The sequence below is a fragment of the Neobacillus rhizophilus genome (assembly GCF_018343535.1).
Taxonomy (GTDB): Bacteria; Bacillota; Bacilli; order Bacillales; family Cytobacillaceae; genus Neobacillus; species Neobacillus rhizophilus.
The window spans coordinates 52752-74744 of the sequence record NZ_JAGYPF010000005.1 but is presented as its reverse complement, the minus strand read 5'-3'; the positions used below and the strand labels follow the sequence as shown (position 1 = coordinate 74744).

The window sequence follows — 21993 nt, the reverse complement described above, 5'->3', positions numbered from 1 at the left end:
CAGTGATTTGTCTTGTTTTCCTGCAATTTGTTAAAAAAATTTCCTTATATTATTGATATGAAAAAAGGATGCCGCACTTGGCGGAATCCTTTTCTTATTTAGCAATTTGTTTTTCATAAGATTCCTGGAATTTCTGAATGTCTCCAGCCCCCATAAAGAGGATGACACTATTATCATGGTTCCCTAATAAATATGTGGTCTCTTCAGTGAGAATTTCAGCACCAGGGATTTTTTCCTCAAGGTCGTGAATAGAAAGCTTTCCTTGTTTTTCACGAGCTGACCCAAAAATTTCACACAAATAAGTTTTATCCGCCAGCCTTAGGCTCTCAGCAAAATCTTCTAAAAATGCCTGCGTCCTTGTAAAGGTATGCGGCTGGAACACGGCAACAATTTCACGATCAGGATATTTTTGCATGGCTGCATCAATGGTTGCTTTGATTTCTGTCGGATGGTGGGCATAATCGTCAATTAAAATTTGGTTACCCATCCTTTTTTCCGTAAATCTTCGCTTAACTCCCTGGAAGGTCGTTAAAAGATCTTTCACTACTTCAACATTAATATCTTCATAATGGCAAACGCCAATGACAGCTAGAGCATTTAGAACACTATGGTCACCGAATGTTGGAATAGAAAAGGTGTCATAATACGTATTGCGAATAAATACATCAAAGCTTGTTCCTTCTGTCGTTTTCACAATATTTGCGGCCTGATAGTCATTTTCCTCCGCAAATCCATAAAACAAGACAGGAACCTTTGCCTGAATTTTTTGAAGCTGCTCATCATCACCATAAGCAAATATCCCTTTTTTCACTTGGAAGGCCAACTCCTGAAAAGCCGAAAATACATCATCGATATTGGCAAAATAATCAGGATGATCAAAGTCAATATTGGTCATTATGGCATAATCAGGGAAGTAGGAAAGAAAATGCCGTCTATACTCACATGCCTCGAAAACAAAATACTCCGCACCTTCTTGTCCTTTACCGGTACCGTCACCGATTAAAAAGGAAGTAGGCTTCGCGCCTGCGATTACATGCGAAAGCAGACCCGTGGTGGATGTTTTGCCATGGGCACCTGTAATGGCTATACTGGTGAAATTTTGCATAAAATCGCCTAAAAAGCGATGGTAACGTATAATAGGAAGCCCTAGTTTCATGGCCTCTTGAATTTCCTCATGCGTATCAGGAAATGCGTTCCCGGCAATGATTGTCATCCCTGGCTCGATATTTTCTTTTTGGAACGGGAGTATTTTAATCCCCGATTGTTCAAGGGCCAGTTGAGTAAAAAAGCGCTTTTCGACATCGGAGCCTTGGACCTGAAATTTCATATCGTGGAGCACTTGTGCAAGTGCACTCATACCAGACCCCTTTATACCGACAAAATGGTAAATTGTCATAGAAGAACCTCCAACCAACGTCTATCTGTAAAACAGTATATGACATCTGTCTGTATTTGCTAATCTGAAAAAGCAGGGGAATTGCGCACCTGCTTTTCCTGAACATATTTCAATATTATATCACTGTTTATCCGTAAAAACTATTTTCGAACCCGAATTGCTCCAATGGTACTATTCGCTAATTAGAATTTACTGTTGTAAATTTGAACGCATATGTTCAACTACAACTCTGTCTTCGTCCTATCGGACTCGCCCAATCGCTGAGTTTTCATTTCGCTAATCAGAATTTACTATCGTAAATTCTAAACGCATAAATTCAACTACACCTCTGTCTTCGTCCTATCGGACTCGCCAATCGCTGAGTTTTCATTTCGCTAATCAGAATTTACTATCGTAAATTCTGAACGCATAAATTCAACTACACCTCTGTCTTCGTCCTATCGGACTCGCCAATCGCTGAGTTTTCATTTATTATTTGTCTATATTTACATATTTAGACTTGCATCCTGGATGGATTCCAAATCTGCTTCGTTAATTAACACTTCCCGCGGCTTGCTTCCGTTTGCACCTGAAATATATCCCTGCTGTTCAAGCATATCCATTAAGCGTGCAGCCCGGTTATAGCCAATTTTAAAGCGGCGCTGCAAGCTGGAAGTGGATGCTGCTCCTTGTTCGATGATAAATTCACAGGCATCATAAAACAACTCGTCTTCCTCCTCCGTTATTTGGGCCTTTTTTAAAAGTTCTTCCTGGACAAATAAGTATTCCGGCTCGCGCTGTTCTCTTACATGAGCGACAACCACATCAATTTCTTCATCGGTTACAAATGTGCCCTGCAAGCGGACCGGCTTTGATGAGCCATTTTCCAAAAAGAGCATATCGCCGCGGCCAAGCAGCTTTTCAGCACCGCTGATATCAATGATTGTACGCGAATCGACTTGGGATGAGACCGAAAAGGCAATCCTTGTCGGGACGTTTGCTTTTATTAAACCAGTGATGACATCCACAGACGGCCGTTGCGTTGCGATAATTAAATGGATACCGCACGCTCTTGCCTTTTGAGCTATCCGGCAAATGGCTTCCTCAACATCAGCCGGTGACATCATCATTAAATCAGCCAGCTCATCAATAATAATGACAATATATGGGAGCTTGTCGGAATATCTTTTATGCTCCATGGCCAGTTCATTAAAGCGGCTGATATCGCGGACACCGGTATGGGCAAATAGCTCATAGCGTCTTTCCATTTCATCGACTGCCCATTTTAACGCAGCGGTTGCTGCCTTTACATCGGTAATAACCGGGCTGACTAGGTGAGGAATCCGATTATATGGTGCAAGCTCCACCATTTTCGGGTCAATTAGCATGAGCTTAACATCTTCAGGACTGGCTTTATATAATAAGCTAACTAAAATCGAATTAATGCAGACACTTTTTCCGGATCCTGTTGCCCCGGCAATCAGACCGTGGGGCATTTTCTTTAAATCTGTCACAATCGGCTTGCCGGCAATATCGAGGCCAAGCACCACCGTTAACGGGGATGCTGTATCACTGAAAACGCCACTGCCGATAATTTCGCTGATTCTCACCGGCCTTGACTGTTGGTTCGGCACTTCGATTCCAATCGTGTGTTTCCCCGGAATTGGTGCTTCGATCCGGATATCCCTGGCAGCAAGACTTAATTTGATATCATCACTTAGATTGGTAATCTTGTTCACTTTGACACCAGGCTCAGGCTGTACTTCAAAACGGGTAACAGACGGACCTTGCGTTACATTCACCACATTTGCGCCAACATTAAAGTTTTGCAAGGTTTGGTTTAGCAATTCCTCTTGATAAAGCATCCATTTTGTATCGATGATTTCGGAAACAGGGGGATTTAGCAAATCCGCCATTGGGAATTGATATTCGCCTGCTGCGGCAATCTCTTGGATATGGTGGTCATTATGCTCTTCACGACGGCTATTGGTTTCAACGATTATTTCTTTTTGCTGTGTATTAATTGATTCCTGCTGTTGCGGTTCCTCGTTCACTTTAAGCAGGCTGTTGTTTTCCACGACTTGCTCTTGTTGAGAAGCGGCAATTAAAGCCTGCTTTTGCCGTTCTTCGTCGAGTCTTCTTTTCTTTACTTCCCATTTTTCCCGATCCTGCTTTAACATCATGACGTTGAAAGGAAGATGAGAACGCTTAGGCTTAGGAGGTTCAGATTCCTCGAATTGATCTTCTTCGATACGAAGTGGTGCTAGTTCTGATTCCTCGATTAGGTTTTCTTCGATAAGAAGTGGCGGTAGTTCAGATTCTTCAATTTGGTTCTCTTCAATCTGAAGTGGCAGTTCACCATCCTCGCCTGCTTGTGCTTGAAACTCCTCATTCAGAACAGGGCTGTTATCCATCTCGTCGGAGTATGTATTGTCAACTAGAGGGATTTCCTCAAGGGTAACAGTCTCTTTAAGTTCATCTTCTGTCTCCAATATTTTGGTGACAAAATTTGAAATTGGTATTGTAGGATTCTCTTCCGTCGGCAGCGGAGTAGACTGGCTTGTATTTTCTTCCTTGAAAAAATGACTCAATTCATGTTCAACAACTGCGCCTGTTTTTCTTGGCCGATTGAAGCCAAATACTGGGGAAGGAATTTCGGTTGGGTGAAACGGCCCTCGCGCTCTTTTTGTAGGTTCCGTTTTTATCTTTAGCGGTTCCGTTTTCATCTTTGAAGGTGCTATTGGACTCAGTTCAACCTGGCTCTGAACTTGTGTTTGTCTGTTGGCTGCCTCCCTTTCCTTCCTTTTTTTCGGCCGTTTTTCTTCAACCGGCTTTTTTAATTCTAAAGAAGTCTTTAATGTATTTTTAGGATATTGATAAGAAACTCTTGCATCCAAATCTTTTGTGCTTTCACTTTGAGATAAAAATGTTGGAACTTCCGGTTTATTATTATGAACGGGGTGCTTGTCAAATTCGCCTTCCTCGTCTTTCTTTAATTTTTGAAAAAAGTTTTGGATCCAGCTCAAAACTATCACTCTTTCTATTTTAGCTAATAGCGTAAATTCAACTACGTCTCTGTCTTCGTCCTATCATCGAGTTTTCATTTACTTGTCACTCTATTTTATCAGCATTTTTTATTTTTTCGACATTATTCTATAGAAACTGCTAAAATATATAAAATTTCGTTCTTGAGACACAGAAAAAAGGATCACTCTCACCAAGTGATCCCATACCTTTATTTATTTTTTCCTAAAATAAAAATTGGTTCTAATTCACCTTTTTCGTATAAAAACGACAGGGCGGTGATTGGAACGCGGCCGCTGGCAAAAAAGCTCATCGCCATTTGTGCCATTACATCATAGCCTCTGTCATTGCGGATATCGGCGATAATCAAGACATCCTGGTGAGGAACGGCCACAACCATTGTCCCGGTAATCCGCTTCTCCATATCATTCAAGAATCCCTTATTTAAAATCCGGCTTGCATCATACCCATCATTGGTATTAAGAAAATGGAAAATGTTTCCGGCTACTTGGTCTTCCTTCACTGTTGTAGTCAGCGATCTTGCGTTAAATAAGGCAATTTCCTTAATCCTCAATGGATCCCAGCCTTCTTTTTGCATAATGCTGGAATCAATTAAGCGGTAGGTTTTCCCCATATCATACGCATAATAAATTTTCGTCTCCGCCGTATGTTCGTCGATTAGGAATGGAACGCCTTCTTCGGCTTCCTTCGGAAAAGAGGATGAACGGATTACTGGGAAGATTTTTTTCTCATGGTCAGTTAATTGAATTGTTTCCTCCATGGCCCGAAGCCCTTCATCCACATAATAAACAACTTCGTCGATCGCTTTATCCTTCTCATCGTGCCATTTTGCCACAATCCCTGCTAGAGCAACCGTAATCCCTTTTCCAGTTCGTTTGCTTTCAATACGCAGCTGATCCTTATCGCGATCATAGGTTACTACTCTATCTTCATTATCTAAACGCGATTCGAGTTCTCGCCTCATCTTTTTACTGTCCATTTTCATTTATATCCCTCCGGCATTAAAAGGAGTAGTTTTCTTTATTAGATAAAAAGGCTCCTTCTCCAAAAGGAGATGGAGCCTTGTGCTGATTTATTTTAAACCTGTAATAAATTTTTCGATTTCCTCTTGTGTTTTACGGTCTTTACTAACAAAGCGGCCCAGTTCTTTTCCGTTTTCGAAGGCAATAAAACTTGGGATCCCGAAAACATCGAGCTGCTGGCATAAATCAATATATTGATCACGGTCTACATGGATAAAGGTATATTCCGTGAATTTGGACTCAATCTCTGGCAAGACTGGTTCAATAAACCGGCAGTCCCCACACCAATTAGCTGAGAACATAAAAATCGTTTTTCCCTGGTCACGCAATTGCTCAAATTGCTCCATGGACTCTAAATGTTTCATAATTTAACGACCCCCGTATTGAAAGAATGTTTTTTCAATCATAACAATCCATCCCGTTTGCAGTCCAATAATATGCAATCGGACATCCCCTATTATCTTAACCAACCAGGGTAAAGAAAACTCGCCGATTGGCGAACCCCTTAAGGGCGATTCATGAGGCGTAGTTGCACTTATACTTTCATATTAGCCAAACAAAAAACGAAGGGATTACCTCCGTTTTATTATTTGTATGTAACCGAATGAACTATTTGCGTCATTGCTTTCGCTTCTTCTTCAAGGCTTGAAGTTTTCACCTGAGTGGTTATTTTCGCGCCTCCTACACCAACGGTCATTTCATTCATGTCATCTTTTAGCTTTTTAACGGTCAAATAACCGAACATTTTATCGTCTACAAATTTCTCATTTGTATCCAGTTTTTTATACTGTTCAACTGTCGTTTTATACACCACATCACTAGATGCGCTTTCCTGTGGATTCACAAACAGAATATAAGTTTTCGAGCCATTTTTTAAAATGATATTATTCGGTGTGGTGTCATCAATTTCATATCCGAACGGAAGGTAAAAATGAATTTTATCGCTTTTTTTCGTCGGCTTCTTTGCTTTCTCATGAAAGGTTGTGTTTACGGTTTTAATTGCGGCTTTACTTTCTTCTTTATAATTCGCATTTCCACATGCAGTTAATAATCCAAGAGATAATAAGAAAATAGTAATGGCTTTAAAGAGTCTCAGGTTAAACTCCTCCTTAGGAAACTGTATACTATCTCCATAATAACTGCCAGAATATTCAAATGACAAGACTTTGTCGAAAAATAGTGTCGAAAATTATAAAAGCGGAAGCGCCTTGACCAGGGGCGACAGGCATAAGACGAGCCGGCGAGGAGGTTGCTTTTTAACCTCCTTGACGGATTGGCTTATGACCCCGAGCCCCTAGGCGCTGAAGCTAGATAGTTTTCGAAGTTCAATGTGCTTTTAATTTTTGCTGATAGGTAAATTGCCCTACTAAAAGTTTCATAACATGCGTAAACACCTCGGCCCGATTGACCATTCCATTCGTAAAGACCCCGACAGCACCTTCCTGCTTGCTGACGTTTTTCTTTTTCGCGTAATCCTCCATAACCGGGCCAAGCTCTTCACCAGCCCTTAATCTTACTGCCACTTCCTCGGGCAATAAAAACCTTGCGCCGCCAGCTACAATCGGCTCCATATCGAGGGTGGCAAGCGCTCCCCAATTGCAAAGCAAAAGCCCATGGCTAGTTTCATGGACGCCTCCCTCAAGGCCGATGCCGATATCGCCATTTCCTTGTTCAAGCGCGCCTTTTGCCCTGTTGATCGCCCCTTTTATTGTTTCTTCATCGGAGAAGGGCTGCTCGCTAACCCCTGATTGTACGTCTAAGGATATAAACTCTGACTCCAGGTGTTGAAAGCTATTTTTGACCGCCGTAATTTTGGTAGGGTTTTTTGATCCAATAATAATTTTCATGCTCGTTGCTCCTTTTTAGAAATACAGCAAAGGAGGCATGATGTGACATCACGCCCCCGCAAAATTAGCTGTTTGATTTAATTGTTTCCACAGTTGTTTTATCACATGCCTTAACTAGTTTAACCAATAATTCCTTTGCGGCTGCGTAGTCATCGATATGGACGATGGAAGCGTGGGTATGGATGTAACGGGAGCAAATTCCGATAACAGCGCTTGGTACCCCTTCATTTGACAGGTGAACACGGCCGGCATCTGTTCCACCTTGTGAAACAAAGTATTGATACGGAATCTTATGCGTCTCGGCCATATCGAGAACAAATTCCCTCATCCCACGGTGAGTTACCATTGACTTATCAAGGATACGCAATAATGTTCCCTTGCCCAATTGACCAAATTCATTTTTATCGCCAGTCATATCATTGGCCGGGCTGGCATCAAGCGCAAAGAAGAGATCCGGCTTAATCATGTTAGAGGCAGTCTGAGCACCGCGCAGGCCTACTTCCTCTTGAACCGTTGCCCCCGAATAAAGAATATTAGGCAATGTTTCATCTTTTAGCTCCTGAAGCAGTTCAATCGCCAAACCGCAGCCATAGCGGTTGTCCCATGCCTTCGCTAAAATTTTCTTTTCAGTTGCCATTGGAGTGAACGGGCAAATAGGCAGGATGGCCTGCCCAGGCTTAATGCCGATTCTTTCAGCGTCTTCACGGTTATCCGCCCCAATATCAATCAGCATATTCTTAATTTCCATCGGTTTGTTTTTCTTTGATTCATCCAACAGATGCGGCGGGATGGATCCTACAACACCGATGACCGGGCCGTTTTTTGTCATGACTTGGACGCGCTGGGCGAGAAGTACCTGGCTCCACCAACCGCCAAGCGTCTGGAAACGGATCATTCCATTTTCGGTGATGGCCGTAACCATAAAACCAACTTCATCCATATGCCCTGCGACCATGATTGTCGGGCCGGCTTCATTCCCTCTTTTCACGCCGAAAACACTGCCAAGCTTATCCTGAACTATTTCATCGGCATATTGCGAAAGCTGTTCTTTCATAAATTTGCGGACTAAATGTTCATTACCGGGAGCCCCAGGCAGCTCGGTTAAGGTTTGAAAAAGCTTCAAGGTTTGTTCATTCATATGTAGAAAACTCCTTTAGTCTTTTTATCTCATACTATGTATCATTTTTATTTTACAGAAGTTATAAACAGCTTTCCAATATTTCATTTTTCTATAGGTATTATTATCTTCTTATTTTAAAATACGATATACTGAAAGGAGAAATATTTCTGGCATTTTTTTGAAGAAAAGGGGGCTTTGTGATGAACTGGAAGTCTTTTTTAATCGGAGTATCGGTTGGTATAGTTGGGGGATATGCGGCGAAACAGATTATTTCTCAAAAAACCAAGGTCTCACCTGAAAAGGTGTTAGAGTATGTGAAGGAACAATTTAAACAAAACGGACCAATCAATGGGTCGTGGATACATATGAAAGTGGAGCCTTATGAACAGCATCAGGTGCAATATCAGGTCTATAAGGGCGGTATTTCAAAAAATAATGATGGAAACAACGAACAATATGAATTTATTGCCGATGCCTTAACCGGAACGATTTTGGATATCCGCAAGCTATCTGAGAACTTGGTGTCTTAATGAAAAATAGCCGCATCTTAATGATACGGCTATTTTTCATTAAGCATTAAACTTCCCTTTTAATGCTTTCCGCTATTTTATGATCCGGTCCCCATTTAACAGCCCGATAAAAGGCATCATGGTAAAAGGTAAACCAGGCATTTTTCTCGAGTGCATATGGAAGCCATTTTTCCTTCGCCCGGATGGAGTCCATTGGATAATCATCATAGGCCATTACCCATAGAGCATTTTGATGTGCGTGGGTAGCCATTAAGTCAGCCATGTGAATGGCTGTTTCGCCTCCATCCTCAATTATAAGGATCGAATGCCCATTGCTGTGCCCTCCGGTGTGAAACATTTGAATCGGCCCCAAGCTCCACGTCTCCTCAAAGGTAACAACCTGCGTTTGTACCGCCTCCCAATTTTCCTTCCAGTATGTATTTTTTGAACGAATATTGGGTTGTCTCATTTCATCCCATTCTATCTTCGATGCTATAATCTGGGCATTTGGGAATGTTGATACGTACTCCCCGTTGACAAGCTTAGTCAATCCGCCAGCATGATCAAAGTGAAGATGGGTCATTAACACATAATCGATGTCTTTCGGGGTTAGACCTATTTTTTCTAAAGAGGCGTCAAGTTCGGATTCCTTCGTAACGCCAAAGTTTCTCAATTGCTTTTCAGTCAATTTTCCGCTGCCAAGTCCAGATTCCACCAGCAGATTTTTTCCATCAAATTGAATTAAGATTGGATCTGTTGGCAATTCAATTTGGTTATTCTCATTCGCAGGGTATTTTCTTGACCACAACGGTTTTGGAACCACACCAAACATGGCCCCGCCATCCAAATTCGTAACCCCTCCTGAAACCCAAGTCAAAGTAACATTACCAATTTTCAATGATTGCATGTTTCCTCTCCTTCCCTTTTCTATAGTTTACCATTACCGGAATTGTATGAAAATTAAAAGAGGACACCCTTTTTAAGACTGCCCCTCAGTATCATTCTGATATTTCACTTCACAGCGATAAATTCGATTGCCTTTTTCGGAAAATTTCTGTTCATACTCGGTCATGATATTTCCTTCAAAATCACTTTTGTGAAGGTCAAGGCTAAGGAACTTTAATAACAATCCATATTCAGAAAAACTCATTAAGGAATACTCAAACAGACCTTGATTGTCCGTTTTGAAATGAATTTCCCCGCCATCGACGAGAATATTCTCATAAGATTTAAGAAATTCCTTGTAGGTTAATCTTCTTTTTTCATGACGAGTCTTGGGCCACGGATCTGAAAAATTTAAATAAACCCGGTCCACATCATTCTTGGCAAAATATTTATCCAATTCTGCAGCATTGATATTAAGAAGCTTTACATTGGGTAATTCCGCTTCAATCAAACGATCCAAAGCCGCCACAATCACACTATCATATAGTTCAATTCCAATATAATTAATATCGGGATGGGCCTTGGCCATTTCAGTTATGAACCGCCCTTTGCCAGTGCCAACTTCTATATGAAGAGGGTTGTTATTTTCAAACACTTCATCCCATTTCCCTTTGTTTAATTCCGGATTTGGGACTGCATATTGCGGATACTGATCTATTTTATCCTTTGCCCAAGGTTTATTTCTGAGTCTCATTTATTTGCCACTCCTAAAAAATATTATCGTTTAATACATAGCATGCTCATTTTTGTCTTGCAAGTAAAACCGTGATGCTGGTGAATAAATAAAAAAAGAATTCACAACCTAACTGTGAATTCTTTTTTCATTCCCACTTGAAAGGGTGTGCTTTTTATGCCATTAAGTCATCATGACCAAGTAACCTTGCTCAAAGATATATTAAGCAATCATCAAACAGATTGCTGCGGGTCCGTTGCGGAATGTGAACAATTGGAACGATTAATCAAATCCTTAATGGTAAACAATCAGGTTGATCAAAATGTCAAATCTATCTTACAGGAAGTTTACCATTACAGCCAGACAGGAGCGCAAACCGCAGATTTAGACGGGCATATTACAGCCCATCAAGAAAACCTGTCACAATGGGTAGATGATATTGGGCAATTTTCTTAAAGTATGTCCCTTAAGAATTGAATCCACTTATTCATCTCATCCATACGATGTTTATTTTTATTAAATTGGATAGAAGATAAGGTCTGCAATGCCACATACCATTGCATTCTAAGTTTCAAATCGTCGGTTAAGTTTTCCCCGTACATTTTCAGCCAATCCTGCCAATTTTCTTCAGGAATGTACCAATAAAGGAGCATTCCTAAGTCAATGGCAGGGTCCGCAATCATCGCCCCATCCCAATCAATGAGGTACAACTGATTGTCATCTGTCCAAAGCCAGTTATTATGATTGACGTCACCGTGGCAAACGACCTTTTCCTCACAATGAACGTTTTTCGCTTCTTTTTTTAAAAAGCTGAGTGTTTCTTGAACTTCCGGAAGGATTAATAGTTTTTCATCCAGTCCAGAGACCACCGATTGAAAGATCGTTTCAGGCTGCAATGGTGATTTTTCCAGTCTGCTCAGCATTCCAAGCATGGGCTCAGAACGATGAATTTTCTTAAGAAGCTTAGCAACAACCTCTTGATTCATTTCCGTTGATTTCAGTTCCCTGCCTTCAAGCCATTGCTGGGCTGTAATGACATCTCCATTTTCCAATCGTTTTGTCCAAACAAGCTTTGGGACAATTCCCTCTGCCGAAAGTACTGCAAGGAATGGAGACGAATTTCGCTTCAAAAAAAGCCGTTGGTCCTCATGCCTCGCATAAAAGGCCTCTCCGGTGGCCCCGCCGGCAGGAATAATTTCCCACTCTTGTCCTAATATATGTTCCAAAACTGTTCACCTTCAACTTATGCCGTTCTTTGAGGATGGGGCCCTCATCTAAATCAGAAGTAAAACCAAGACGTGCGAAGGTTTTACGAATTGTTTTATTAATAAAAAAAAGCTATTGATTAATAGCATACAATAGCCATCTTAATAAATTTTATCTCCTATTGCTATTTTTCGTCAAGTAATCCTGGAAAACTATTTTTTTACTAAAACATTTAACGATATAGGTTCTACCTGAATTTCTCCGCCTTGAAAAACTTTTTTTGCTATAATACCGGCAGTATCTCTGTCGGCTAAAACGCTCCATTCCCCGTTTAGAATACTAACCTTATGAGAAGATAATGAAGGATTTGTGATTACAATAACAACAGAATCTCCCTGTTGAAAAGAGCATCCCAAAATCGGCGATGGAAGTGGCAACCTGCTTACTTGATTGCGAATTTCTGCTGCTGTTCTTAACCGGAAACAAGGGTATTCTTTTCTGATTTGAATAAGCCCTTTTATATAATCTACATTTTCTTTAAATTGACTTTTGCGATTCCAATCCAGTTGGTTTATGGTATCTGGAGATCGGTAACTGTTACCATCACCTTGTTTTGTTCGAAAAAATTCCTGACCGCTGTGAAGGAAAGGAATTCCCTGCGCGAGAAGAACGATCCCTGTGGCAAGACGATGATACCTCATTCTTACAGCATCATCGACATCCGGCAGACAAGATTGTAGCTTATCCCATAGGGTATGATTATCATGGCATTCCACATAATTGACAGATTGGACTGGTTCATTAAAGATTCCTGCCCCTTTGGCCCTAAATCCAATACTTCCAGTAATCATTTCAAAGGCCGCTTCAAGATATTGTTTATTCCCTAAAGCATATCCTTTATCCAATATATTAAAGGTACTCCCCTTGATGGTATCGCGAAACTGGTCATTGAACTGCGCAATTTCGGGCAGCTTTGCCTGATTTGGGATAATTGCCTTTTTCTGAAAAGGAAGCGGGGTATTTAAGTTCCATCCCTCACCGAGGATGATAATGCCATTTGCATAGCTGTCACATACTTTCCTAACCTCGTTCATCGTTTCAATGTCCAAAATTCCCATTAAATCAAAGCGGAAACCGTCAACATGATATTCCTTCAGCCAGTAGCGGATGGAGTCAACAATAAATTTCCGCACCATTTTCCTCTCTGAGGCAATGTCATTTCCCACACCTGTTCCATTGGCAGGAAGGCCGATTTCGTTGTGCCGGAAGTAGTAGCCGGGAACAATTTTTTCAAAAGAGGATTCTTCACGAATATAGACATGATTATAAACAACATCCATAATGACCCTGAGGCCAATTCGGTGAATTTGGTCAATTAAATCTTTTAATTCGGATATCCGAGAATACGGGTCAGAGGGATTGGTGGAATAGCTGCCTTCCGGAGCATTAAAATGGAGCGGGTTATAACCCCAGTTATACTCTTTGTCTGGATTCCATTCATCAACTCCTGCGAAATCGTGGAAAGGAAGGAGTTCAAGATGGGTAATGCCCAATTCCTTTACATAGGATAGTCCTGTGGATTCTCCATCCACCCCTTTGGTATTTAGTTCACCAGCACCAAGATATAGTCCTTTATTTTTCGCACCACTTTGAGGGTGTATCGTAAAGTCACGGATATGGGCTTCATAAATGATTGTCTCAACAGGACTGGTCATCGGCGGCACCTCTACCTTTGGCCGCCCTGTTTTCTCTATACTAACAATAACTCCATGCTCCCCATTGGCTGATACCGCCTTGGCATACGGATCCACTGCTTCCCGCCATGTTTTGTTAACCTGTACCAAGAAGCTATATTGATACAATTCCAAGTCGCGATTAATATCTAAACACCATACGCCTCGGTCCCCAAGCTTCATTTTTATAATTTCCGCATACTGGGTGGCGGGGTGGCGTAATTTTAATTTCACTTGCGTGGCAGTCGGAGCCCATAATTTAATTTGGGACCTATCACGTTGATACGTAACCCCCAAGTCATTTCCTTCATAATAAAACTTATTATCAAAAGCTTCTGTCCGAATAACTGCCCCTATTTGAAGGTCCGTCCTGCCGCCATGGTCATCAGCAATCACATATTCTTTGCCAAAACAAGTCTCATTAGCTAACCGGCAAGTGTATTTCAGATAATTTTCAATAGGGATTTTATCGATGATGTTCAAAGGACTCTTTTCCGCACCGCAGATTAAAGAAAATGAAGATGACTGGCCATTGCGGTAGGAAAGGGGAAGAAGTATCGTAATAATGGTCATTTCATCCAAGTAGGCCTGAAAGATCCTTTTAATGGATTCCATTCGAGTCCCTCTCTTTCAAATCAACTTCGTCCTTATAGCGCATTCGCGTTAACACTTGTAACGCTTTCGGAATAATCTCTGCCTTTAATGGAATATGTCCAACATGCTCCCCGTCCCCATGAACATAGAGTTCCACATCTGAACGAATTGTTATTGCTCTTCCTTGAAATGATTTTACCTCTTTGAAATAAATATGCTTCCCCCAAAAAACACTGATAAAAACAATTAAAAGCTTCAATCTTGATAACTCATGAACCACTGTAATATCAAGTAAACCATCCTGTGGTTCAGCTGCAGGTGCAATTTTCATTCCGCCCCCATAGTAGGGCTGGTTGGAGACAGTCACAAACCATGTTTGTTTAAATTTATGCTCTTTGCCGTCAATTGATAAATCAATTGTAGAAGTTTTATAACAAAATAGTTCTTTCAGAAGAAAATAAACATAAACCAGACGGCCCAAAGAAAATTTGTTTAGCAGGGCTTTTACCCGCGAATGATTGACCTGATATGCAATTAATGCATCAAATCCAGCCCCCATATTATTAATAAAATATTGCTCGGACTTGTCCTGCATCGTAATTTTCCCGGCATCCATCAATGGAGCATCGCTTTTCATCAGACGGAGCATCACTTTTAGGGCGGCAGCTGGGTCCGCTGGAATTTGAAATCCTCTAGAAAAATCATTTCCCGATCCGCCGGGTATAAATCCCAACGTAATAGTTGGATGGTTAATGATTCCATTCAACACTTCATGAAGTGTCCCGTCACCTCCGACGGCAACGACCATTTTAGAATGGTTATTCTTGGCCGCAATTTGCGCAGCCAGTTTTCTAGCATGTCCAGAATACTCCGTAAAAAAAGCCAAATAAGAAATTTCCTCTGACTTCAACTTCAGCTCAATTTTACGCCAAATTTTATAACAATGGCCATTGCCGGCTTTAGGATTTATCACAAAGTATAATTCTTTCATATATAACCAACCTTTTTTTATGTTTGTAAAGGAAAAAGTTTAATGGCTTCATATTTCGGTGTTTGGTTGAGATGGGTTTGATATAACACCACTTCTCCAGCTAGAAAAGGGAGTGGTTCGGGCTGAAGCTCTTTCCAAATTGTGAGCTGCTCTTTTTGGAAGGGAACGTCTCCACGCCATTTTCTTGCCATTGTGATATGTGGGCGAAACGGCCTTTTTTCAAGCGCAAATCCAGCTTCCTCACATGCTTGGAATACTTTATTTCGAAGGGCTTGCAGCTCGGGGCTTTCTTCTGTGTCCGCCCAAAACACTCGCGGGGAATCTTTCGCACCGAATATCCCCAGGTCATTAATTTTAAGCGTAAATGCTTGTTCAGATTTTATGGCTGATTTGACATTGTTTACGGAAGCTTCAAGCTTGTCAGCTGGAGCAGACCCAAGAAACGCCATTGTGATGTGCATGTCCAGATGGTGCACCCAACGCTGGAAAGGAAGCGCTGTCCTTAATTGTTCTATGTGATTTTTCAGAATTCCTTTCGTTTCTTCAGGAATCCTTATAGCATAGAAAAAGTGAGTTTGATATTCCACTGGCTTTTTTCATTCCTTTATTTCCATTTTAGTATTTTTTCTTCTCATTATATCTATTTTGCAACAAAGATTATCCGATATTTTTTACATTGAAATTATTTTTATTTATTATAGAAATTAGAAGTAAAGGAAAGGATGGTCCCTATAGTGAAAGTTGTCAATAATATTGCAGATTTAATTGGAGAAACACCATTAGTCAAACTCAATCGGATTGCTCCTAGAGACGGGGCCTCAGTTTATTTGAAGCTGGAGTATTTTAATCCAAGTAAAAGTGTAAAGGACCGAGCTGCTTTCAATATGATTGCAGAAGCAGAGAAGGCAGGAAAGTTAACTCCGGGTGCAACAATCATTGAGCCGACAAGCGGCAACACAGGAATTGGGCTGGCCATGAATGCAGCGGCACGCGGATATAAAGCCATTATTATCATGCCTGATACTATGACCCAGGAACGCATTAATATCTTAAAAGCTTACGGGGCTGAGGTTGTGCTTACCCCAGGAGATGAAAAAATGCAAGGTGCCATCAGGAAGGCGCAAGAGCTTGCCGCTGAAATACCAAACAGTTTTATTCCGATGCAGTTTGAGAATGAAGCAAATCCCAATGCACATCGGACTTCCACGGCTTTGGAGATTGTCAATGCTGTTAAAGAAATTGGCAAGCCGCTTGGTGCGTTTGTTGCAACAGCAGGAACAGGTGGTACGATTACCGGGACTGGTGAAGTGTTAAAGGAGCATTTTGCTAGTATAACCGTTCACGTCGTCGAACCAAAGGGTTCGCCTGTTTTATCAGGGGGCAAACCAGGAAAACACAAGCTTGTCGGAACAAGTCCAGGATTTATTCCGGAGATTCTGAATCAAGATGTTTATGATGAAATTCATCAAATTAGCGATGAAGATGCCTACGATATTGCGCGGAGATTAGCGACGGAGGAAGGAATACTCGTCGGCCCGTCATCAGGCGGAGCCTGCTTTGCCGCTCTACAGGTTGCCAAGCGTTTAACTCCTGATGAAATCGTTATCTGCATCGCATGTGATACAGGAGAACGGTATTTATCGAGTGACTTGTTTCAGTTTTAATCCCTACGGCCTCATGATTGGACAACCCGGTTTACTATCGGATGAGACGGGTTTACTCTCGCATAAGCCTGATTTACTCTCGGAAGCCGGTTTTACGCTCGTATAAGTCGATTTTACTCTCGCATAATGCTGATTTACTCTCGGATAAATCAAATTTATTCTCGAAAGCAGATTTTTCTCTAATTTAAAAAGACGTGGACCCTATTTCCACGTCTTTCCCTTATAACTCACCGCATTGTTTTTCAATTTCTTGAGTAAATAAATCCTGTAATCTGCTCGTTAACGGGCCGGGAACCCCGTTTCCAACCTTTTTACCCGCCACTTCAATGATTGGCATAACCTCACCTGTTGTACTTGATAAGAACACTTCATCAGCAGCAGCCAATTCATCCAGCGTAAATGTCTGTTCCTTAACCGAGATATTGTTGGCAGCACAGACCTGTAAAACAACGTCCTTGGTAATCCCTTTTAAAATCAAATTATCCGATTGATGCGTGATAATCACGCCATTTTTCACAATAAAAATATTAGTAGAGCTTCCTTCAGTCACATCCTGTCCACGATGCAGGATTGCCTCAAAGCAGCCCTTCTCAGCGGCCTGTTGTTTGGCAAGGATACTGCCAAGTAAATTTAAGCTTTTTATGTCACAGCGAAGCCAGCGGATATCCTCTGTAAGTATCGTTTTCACACCATTTTTCAAATTCTCAGCCGGCCTTGGAAGCTCCTTCGTATATGCAGTCAGGGCCGGTACCACTTCTTTTGCCGGAAAAGAATGATTACGAGGTGCCACACCCCTAGTAACCTGCATATAAACGATGCCGGTATGCAGCCTATTCTTTCCAACCAATTCCTCCAGCATTTCTGATAATTGTTCTGTAGAGTATGGGAGCGTTATGCCAATACTTTCTGAACTTTTTTCGAAGCGTGCCAAGTGCTCCTTAATGGTAAACATTTTTCCGTTATAGACGCGAATGACCTCATATACTCCATCGCCAAATTGATAGCCGCGGTCTTCAATGTCGACCTTAGCTTCTGACCGGTCTATCAGCGTACCATTTAAAATTGTATAAGTCATATCCAATACTCCTTTTTATACTATTTTACTAATGTTTTCATTCCTAATTATTCTTCCTGAAAATATCTTACCAATATTTTCGTAAAAAACGAAGTCACGGACATCCTATTTACCTTTTTTCTTGAGGTGTTTTTACTAAAAATTCAAAAAATTATCATAATCTAAACATGTATACCCATAACTTATAGTATGAAAATAAAAAAGGAGGCAGAAAATCTTAAAAATTTGAAACCTTGTATGCATTTTTACGTAAACTTTACTATTGTGGTAGAAATTTTCTGAAATTATGGGTACAATATGGTTAGATGTATGACATCTAAGTACCACTTCAATGATTCCAAAAAAGGAGATGTCTGCGCGGAAAAGAAAACTACATATGTTGAAGAATCTTCTTCAAAGAGGCTGTCGGTAGAGGGATTAAGCCATAGGTTTGAAAAAAGGATAGGGAGTGGTTCTTTGAAACCTTCAACTAACCGGATGTTAAACCGCATCAAATGTATCTACATGTTTATCCGCAATAACGGCACTGTAACAACGCAGGAACTTGTAGAGGAATTTGGTATCACTCCTCGCACCATACAACGAGATTTAAATGTCTTAGCCTACAATGACTTGGTAATCAGCCCAAGCCGCGGAAAATGGACAACAACAGAAAAGAAAGTGAAGATGTCATCTTAAATTATCAACTAAAATTCTATATGATCATAAAAACAGCACAGGGGAAAAAATACCCTTGTGCTGTTTTATTTTTTCATCACTTTCGGTCTAGAATTCGCACTAAAATTACTCTACTAGAATAATTTTATTTTGACAAAATGAGAAAAAATGATATATTAGTATAAAATACTTTAACACTTAAAAGCGTTTAAGTAAAAAAGAAAAAGTAGGTCGGATTATTGTGAAAAAAAGTCAACAGGATTTAAAAAAAGGGCTGCTGCCGAGGCATGTACAGTTTATGGCATTAGCAGGAATGATTGGAACGGGTATTTTTAAAGGAAGCTCTGATACGTTGCATATTGCCGGGCCGAGTGTTGTGATCACCTATTTAATTGGCGGTCTGCTATTATTTATCGTTATGGCGGCTTTGGGGGAAATGGCGCTGGCAAATCCCAATCACAATGTCCAGCATCTTGTCCATAAAGCCTTTGGATTCCGCTTTTCATTTATTGTCGGCTGGCTTTATTGGATTAACTGGATTCTTGTGACCATAGTTGAATTGCTGGCAGCAGGAAGCTTCTTGCAATTTTGGTTTCCGGCTGCCCCACTATGGCTACTAAGTTTTATATGCGCAGCGGTAATAGTCGGGATCAATCTTTTTCAAGTAAAATATTATGGTGAACTTGAATTTTGGTTTGCCGGAATCAAAATCCTTGCCTTAGTAGCATTTATTATATTAGGAGCGTTGCTGATATTTGGGTTTATTCCAAGCACGGTACATGAACCGTTAGCAAATTATACAGCAAACGGAGGATTTATTCCAAATGGTATTGGCGGGATAATGAGCGCCTTTTTAGTTGTTATGTTTTCATATGGAGGCGCAGAGCTAATTGGAGTTGCCGTTACAGAAACGAAGGACAGCGAACGTGTTCTGCCGCAAATTATTAAAGGTGCCATTTTCCGTGTAATAATTTTTTACATTTTTCCAATCCTTATTATTTGCGGGATTATGCCTTGGAATAGTGTTACCGGGGAAGACAGCCCCTTCGTTCAAGTATTCAGCAGCGCCGGACTGCCGGGTGCGGCCCATATCATGAATTTTGTTTTGTTAACAGCCGTTTTGTCTGCTGCCAATTCTGGCATTTATGCAACTTCAAGGACACTGTTTTCAATGGCCCAAAGTGGTGTAGCACCGAAAGGACTAGCCAGGACATCCGCAAACGGAATTCCTATTGCAGGGATCTCCATTACAAGTGCTTTTATTGCAGCGGGGGTTTATCTTGCGTATTTAACACCCAGCCAGGTCATCAGTTATCTAATGACCATTCCCGGATTTACAATCATGTTAATTTGGATTAGTATTTGCCTTGCGCAACTAAAGCTCCGTCCATATTATAACGAAAAACCGAGATTTCTAGTAAAATGGTTCCCATACACTACCATTTTCGCTGTTATTTCTCTAAGTACCATTTTTATTATATTTTTGCTTAACCCTAACAATTTAATTGGATCAAGTGTTTGTGTAATTACTGTTGGAGTATTGGTTATCCTTTCATTTTTTACACAAAACAAAGGAACTAATCTAAACATAAAGCCATCTAGCACATTTTAAAAGGCAGCCCCAAAAGGTCGTTGAATGATGACTCAATTGGGGCTGCCTTTTTCTTTATATGATTAAGTTGCGTTTTGAGTATTATAAAGTAAAGCCTGGGCAATCCCGGTAAAGTATTCCGATTCTCTGATAATATGGACTAAGACCACCTTCGCGGTAGGATTGCCGCTGACGGCGGCACTTTCGTTTTTGATTTGTTCACACAGCCTGATAAAGGACAGGCTCTCCTGCAGGCAGTACGATACCAGCTGGATGACATGCTGGTGCAATTCATTGGTCACATTGGCACCTGAACGAATGACTGTTTCAATGTAGCGGACAACCTGCTGATGGGTTTCAGCTAATGCTGCCTCCCATTTTTTCAACGCATCCATAAACTCAGGCTCGAGCCCCCTCACCAACTCGCGGATAACAACGGTATGTTCTTCCTCCTGATGCTTCCAAAATTCCGCCTCGTCTAAAATTCTTAACGGCATTTGCTGCCCGTAGTAAAATTGCATTGACATCCCCTCCCCTGACAATCTATGGGATGGGCTTTTAAATTATTCGCACATTCCTGGTACGAAAATGGTAAAATGAGAAAAAGTCATTTTGAGGTTATAAATATGAGTTTAATTGGTAGTCAATATCTCAGAAGCGTTCGATTAATGAGAAAGGAATTACCCTCATCCAATCGGTACCCTTTTAATCTGTCGTGCATAAAAAATTGGCATGAACTATTTTTTCATCCAAAGGTTACTTTTCTTGTCGGGGAAAACGGCATGGGTAAATCCACATTATTAGAGGCCGTTGCGGTCGCACTTGGCTTTAATCCGGAAGGCGGTTCCTTCAATTTTAATTTTTCCACCTATGACTCCCATTCAGAACTTGGGGATTATCTTAAAGTTATTAAAGGCGCAGAAAAACCGCGGGATGGTTTTTTCCTAAGAGCGGAAAGCTTTTATAATGTGGCTTCTAATATTGAAGAGATGGACCGTGAAATCCTTGGTGGGCGGGTGATTGACTCTTTCGGGGGTATTTCTCTGCATGAACAGTCTCATGGTGAGGCTTTTTTTGCCACGTTCCTTCATCGTTTTCGCGGCAATGGAATCTATATTTTGGACGAGCCGGAGGCAGCTCTATCACCCCTGAGGCAAATGTCAATGCTGACAAGGATTCATGATTTGGTGAATGAACACTCCCAGTTTATTATTGCGACCCATTCACCAATTATCATGGCATACCCTGATGCTAAAATTTTCGAGTTCACTGAAGAAGGAATTACAGAAAGCCGACTTGAGAACACAAACCATTACCGGATTATGAAGCAGTTTTTTGAGGATAAAAATAGGATGCTGCATCATTTATTAAATAAATAAATTTCAAATTTTTCGCTTTTACCGTGTTTCGTACCTCTTCTATGTGACCGTTTTTCTAATTCACTACCATTTCGGTCACGTAGACTGCTTTCTACGTGACCGTTTTTCCAGTTCACTCGCCATTTCGGTCACGTAGCTCCCTTCTACGTGACCGTTTTCTAGTTCAACCGCCGTTTCGGGCACGTAGCTCCCTTCTACGTGACCGTTTTTCTAGTTCAACCGCAATTTCGGTCACGTAGCTCCCTTCTACGTGACCGTTTTCTAGTTCAACCGCCGTTTCGGGCACGTAGCTCCCTTCTACGTGACCGTTTTTCTAGTTCAACCGCAATTTCGGTCACGTAGCCCCCTTCTACGTGACCGTTTTTCTAGTTCAACCGCCGTTTCGGGCACGTAGCTCCCTTCTACGTGACCGTTTTTCTAGTTCAACCGCCGTTTCGGGCACGTAGCTCCTTTCTACGTGACCATTTTTCTAGTTCAACCGCCGTTTCGGGCACGTAGCTCCCTTCTACGTGACCGTTTTTCTAGTTCAACCGCCGTTTCGGGCACGTAGCTCCCTTCTACGTGACC

The 21993-nt window shown here is 41.2% G+C and carries 22 protein-coding genes; 6 read left to right on the top strand and 16 right to left on the bottom strand.

The window, feature by feature from the left end:
• Positions 1-94 precede the first annotated feature (94 nt).
• From murC to KHA99_RS23200, 7 genes are all read right to left on the bottom strand, one after another.
• Entirely contained in the window at positions 95-1396 is a 1302-nt protein-coding gene (murC, locus tag KHA99_RS23230) for a UDP-N-acetylmuramate--L-alanine ligase (RefSeq protein ID WP_213119875.1), read from the bottom strand.
• 485 nt (positions 1397-1881) lie between these two features.
• Positions 1882-4101: a DNA translocase FtsK gene (locus KHA99_RS23225; RefSeq protein WP_443677945.1), complete on the bottom strand. Its 2220-nt coding sequence runs from the start codon at positions 4099-4101 to the stop codon at positions 1882-1884.
• A gap of 509 nt (positions 4102-4610) precedes the next feature.
• Positions 4611-5405: a DUF1444 domain-containing protein gene (locus tag KHA99_RS23220; protein ID WP_249366877.1), complete on the bottom strand. Its 795-nt coding sequence runs from the start codon at positions 5403-5405 to the stop codon at positions 4611-4613.
• 87 nt (positions 5406-5492) lie between these two features.
• Positions 5493-5807, bottom strand: a complete 315-nt coding sequence (locus tag KHA99_RS23215; protein WP_213119873.1) for a thioredoxin family protein — start codon at positions 5805-5807, stop codon at positions 5493-5495.
• A gap of 221 nt (positions 5808-6028) precedes the next feature.
• Positions 6029-6604 (bottom strand): hypothetical protein, encoded by a 576-nt coding sequence (locus KHA99_RS23210; RefSeq protein WP_213119872.1) that lies wholly within the window; start codon positions 6602-6604, stop codon positions 6029-6031.
• 163 nt (positions 6605-6767) lie between these two features.
• The gene (locus KHA99_RS23205) at positions 6768-7289 is read right to left on the bottom strand and encodes a DUF84 family protein (RefSeq protein WP_213119871.1); all 522 of its coding nucleotides are present in this window, start codon (positions 7287-7289) and stop codon (positions 6768-6770) included.
• A 64-nt stretch (positions 7290-7353) separates the two neighbouring features.
• Positions 7354-8427, bottom strand: coding sequence for a M42 family metallopeptidase (locus KHA99_RS23200; RefSeq protein ID WP_213119870.1), 1074 nt, complete (start codon positions 8425-8427; stop codon positions 7354-7356).
• Between the two features lie 182 nt (positions 8428-8609).
• Here KHA99_RS23200 and KHA99_RS23195 point away from each other — a divergent pair, with 182 nt between their 5' ends.
• On the top strand, positions 8610-8939 hold the full coding sequence (locus KHA99_RS23195; protein ID WP_213119869.1) for a PepSY domain-containing protein: 330 nt from the start codon (positions 8610-8612) through the stop codon (positions 8937-8939).
• A 46-nt stretch (positions 8940-8985) separates the two neighbouring features.
• On the opposite strand, the gene KHA99_RS23190 is transcribed toward KHA99_RS23195, so the two are convergent.
• Together KHA99_RS23190 and trmB are read right to left on the bottom strand one after the other, a co-directional pair.
• Positions 8986-9825 (bottom strand): YtnP family quorum-quenching lactonase, encoded by an 840-nt coding sequence (locus KHA99_RS23190; RefSeq protein WP_213119868.1) that lies wholly within the window; start codon positions 9823-9825, stop codon positions 8986-8988.
• A 72-nt stretch (positions 9826-9897) separates the two neighbouring features.
• Positions 9898-10557 carry a tRNA (guanosine(46)-N7)-methyltransferase TrmB gene (gene trmB, locus KHA99_RS23185; protein ID WP_213119867.1) on the bottom strand — a complete coding sequence of 220 codons (660 nt, stop codon included), beginning with the start codon at positions 10555-10557 and terminating at the stop codon, positions 9898-9900.
• Positions 10558-10713: 156 nt separating this feature from the next.
• Between trmB and KHA99_RS23180 the strand changes: the two genes are divergently transcribed.
• Positions 10714-10992, top strand: a complete 279-nt coding sequence (locus KHA99_RS23180; RefSeq protein ID WP_213119866.1) for a YtzH-like family protein — start codon at positions 10714-10716, stop codon at positions 10990-10992.
• Here the strand turns inward: KHA99_RS23180 and KHA99_RS23175 are convergent.
• The 4 genes from KHA99_RS23175 to thpR all read right to left on the bottom strand — a co-directional run bounded on the left by KHA99_RS23175 (position 10989) and on the right by thpR (position 15647).
• A complete protein-coding gene (locus tag KHA99_RS23175; protein ID WP_213119865.1) occupies positions 10989-11762 on the bottom strand; it encodes a phosphotransferase family protein in 774 nt (257 codons plus the stop codon). The genes KHA99_RS23180 and KHA99_RS23175 overlap by 4 nt on opposite strands.
• A 192-nt stretch (positions 11763-11954) precedes the next feature.
• Positions 11955-14090: a type I pullulanase gene (gene pulA, locus KHA99_RS23170; protein ID WP_213119864.1), complete on the bottom strand. Its 2136-nt coding sequence runs from the start codon at positions 14088-14090 to the stop codon at positions 11955-11957.
• Positions 14077-15060: a diacylglycerol/lipid kinase family protein gene (locus KHA99_RS23165; RefSeq protein ID WP_213119863.1), complete on the bottom strand. Its 984-nt coding sequence runs from the start codon at positions 15058-15060 to the stop codon at positions 14077-14079. The genes pulA and KHA99_RS23165 overlap by 14 nt, the downstream gene beginning before the upstream one ends.
• Positions 15061-15077: 17 nt before the next feature.
• The gene (gene thpR, locus KHA99_RS23160) at positions 15078-15647 is read right to left on the bottom strand and encodes an RNA 2',3'-cyclic phosphodiesterase (protein WP_213119862.1); all 570 of its coding nucleotides are present in this window, start codon (positions 15645-15647) and stop codon (positions 15078-15080) included.
• Positions 15648-15794: 147 nt separating this feature from the next.
• On the opposite strand from thpR, the gene cysK reads away from it, so the two are divergent.
• Entirely contained in the window at positions 15795-16724 is a 930-nt protein-coding gene (cysK, locus tag KHA99_RS23155; RefSeq protein ID WP_307852145.1) for a cysteine synthase A, read from the top strand.
• Positions 16725-16944: 220 nt separating this feature from the next.
• Here cysK and dat read toward each other — a convergent pair whose 3' ends face one another.
• Positions 16945-17799: a D-amino-acid transaminase gene (gene dat, locus KHA99_RS23150; protein WP_213119861.1), complete on the bottom strand. Its 855-nt coding sequence runs from the start codon at positions 17797-17799 to the stop codon at positions 16945-16947.
• Between the two features lie 456 nt (positions 17800-18255).
• Here dat and KHA99_RS23145 point away from each other — a divergent pair, with 456 nt between their 5' ends.
• Entirely contained in the window at positions 18256-18477 is a 222-nt protein-coding gene (locus KHA99_RS23145) for a DeoR family transcriptional regulator (protein WP_173058944.1), read from the top strand.
• Between the two features lie 220 nt (positions 18478-18697).
• On the top strand, positions 18698-20068 hold the full coding sequence (locus KHA99_RS23140; protein ID WP_213119860.1) for an amino acid permease: 1371 nt from the start codon (positions 18698-18700) through the stop codon (positions 20066-20068).
• Between the two features lie 62 nt (positions 20069-20130).
• On the opposite strand, the gene KHA99_RS23135 is transcribed toward KHA99_RS23140, so the two are convergent.
• Entirely contained in the window at positions 20131-20568 is a 438-nt protein-coding gene (locus KHA99_RS23135) for a DUF2935 domain-containing protein (protein ID WP_213119859.1), read from the bottom strand.
• Between the two features lie 105 nt (positions 20569-20673).
• Here KHA99_RS23135 and KHA99_RS23130 point away from each other — a divergent pair, with 105 nt between their 5' ends.
• Positions 20674-21426: an AAA family ATPase gene (locus KHA99_RS23130; RefSeq protein WP_213119858.1), complete on the top strand. Its 753-nt coding sequence runs from the start codon at positions 20674-20676 to the stop codon at positions 21424-21426.
• A 163-nt stretch (positions 21427-21589) separates the two neighbouring features.
• Here the strand turns inward: KHA99_RS23130 and KHA99_RS31275 are convergent, their stop codons facing one another.
• Positions 21590-21712, bottom strand: a complete 123-nt coding sequence (locus KHA99_RS31275; RefSeq protein WP_261363826.1) for a hypothetical protein — start codon at positions 21710-21712, stop codon at positions 21590-21592.
• Positions 21713-21993 lie beyond the last annotated feature (281 nt).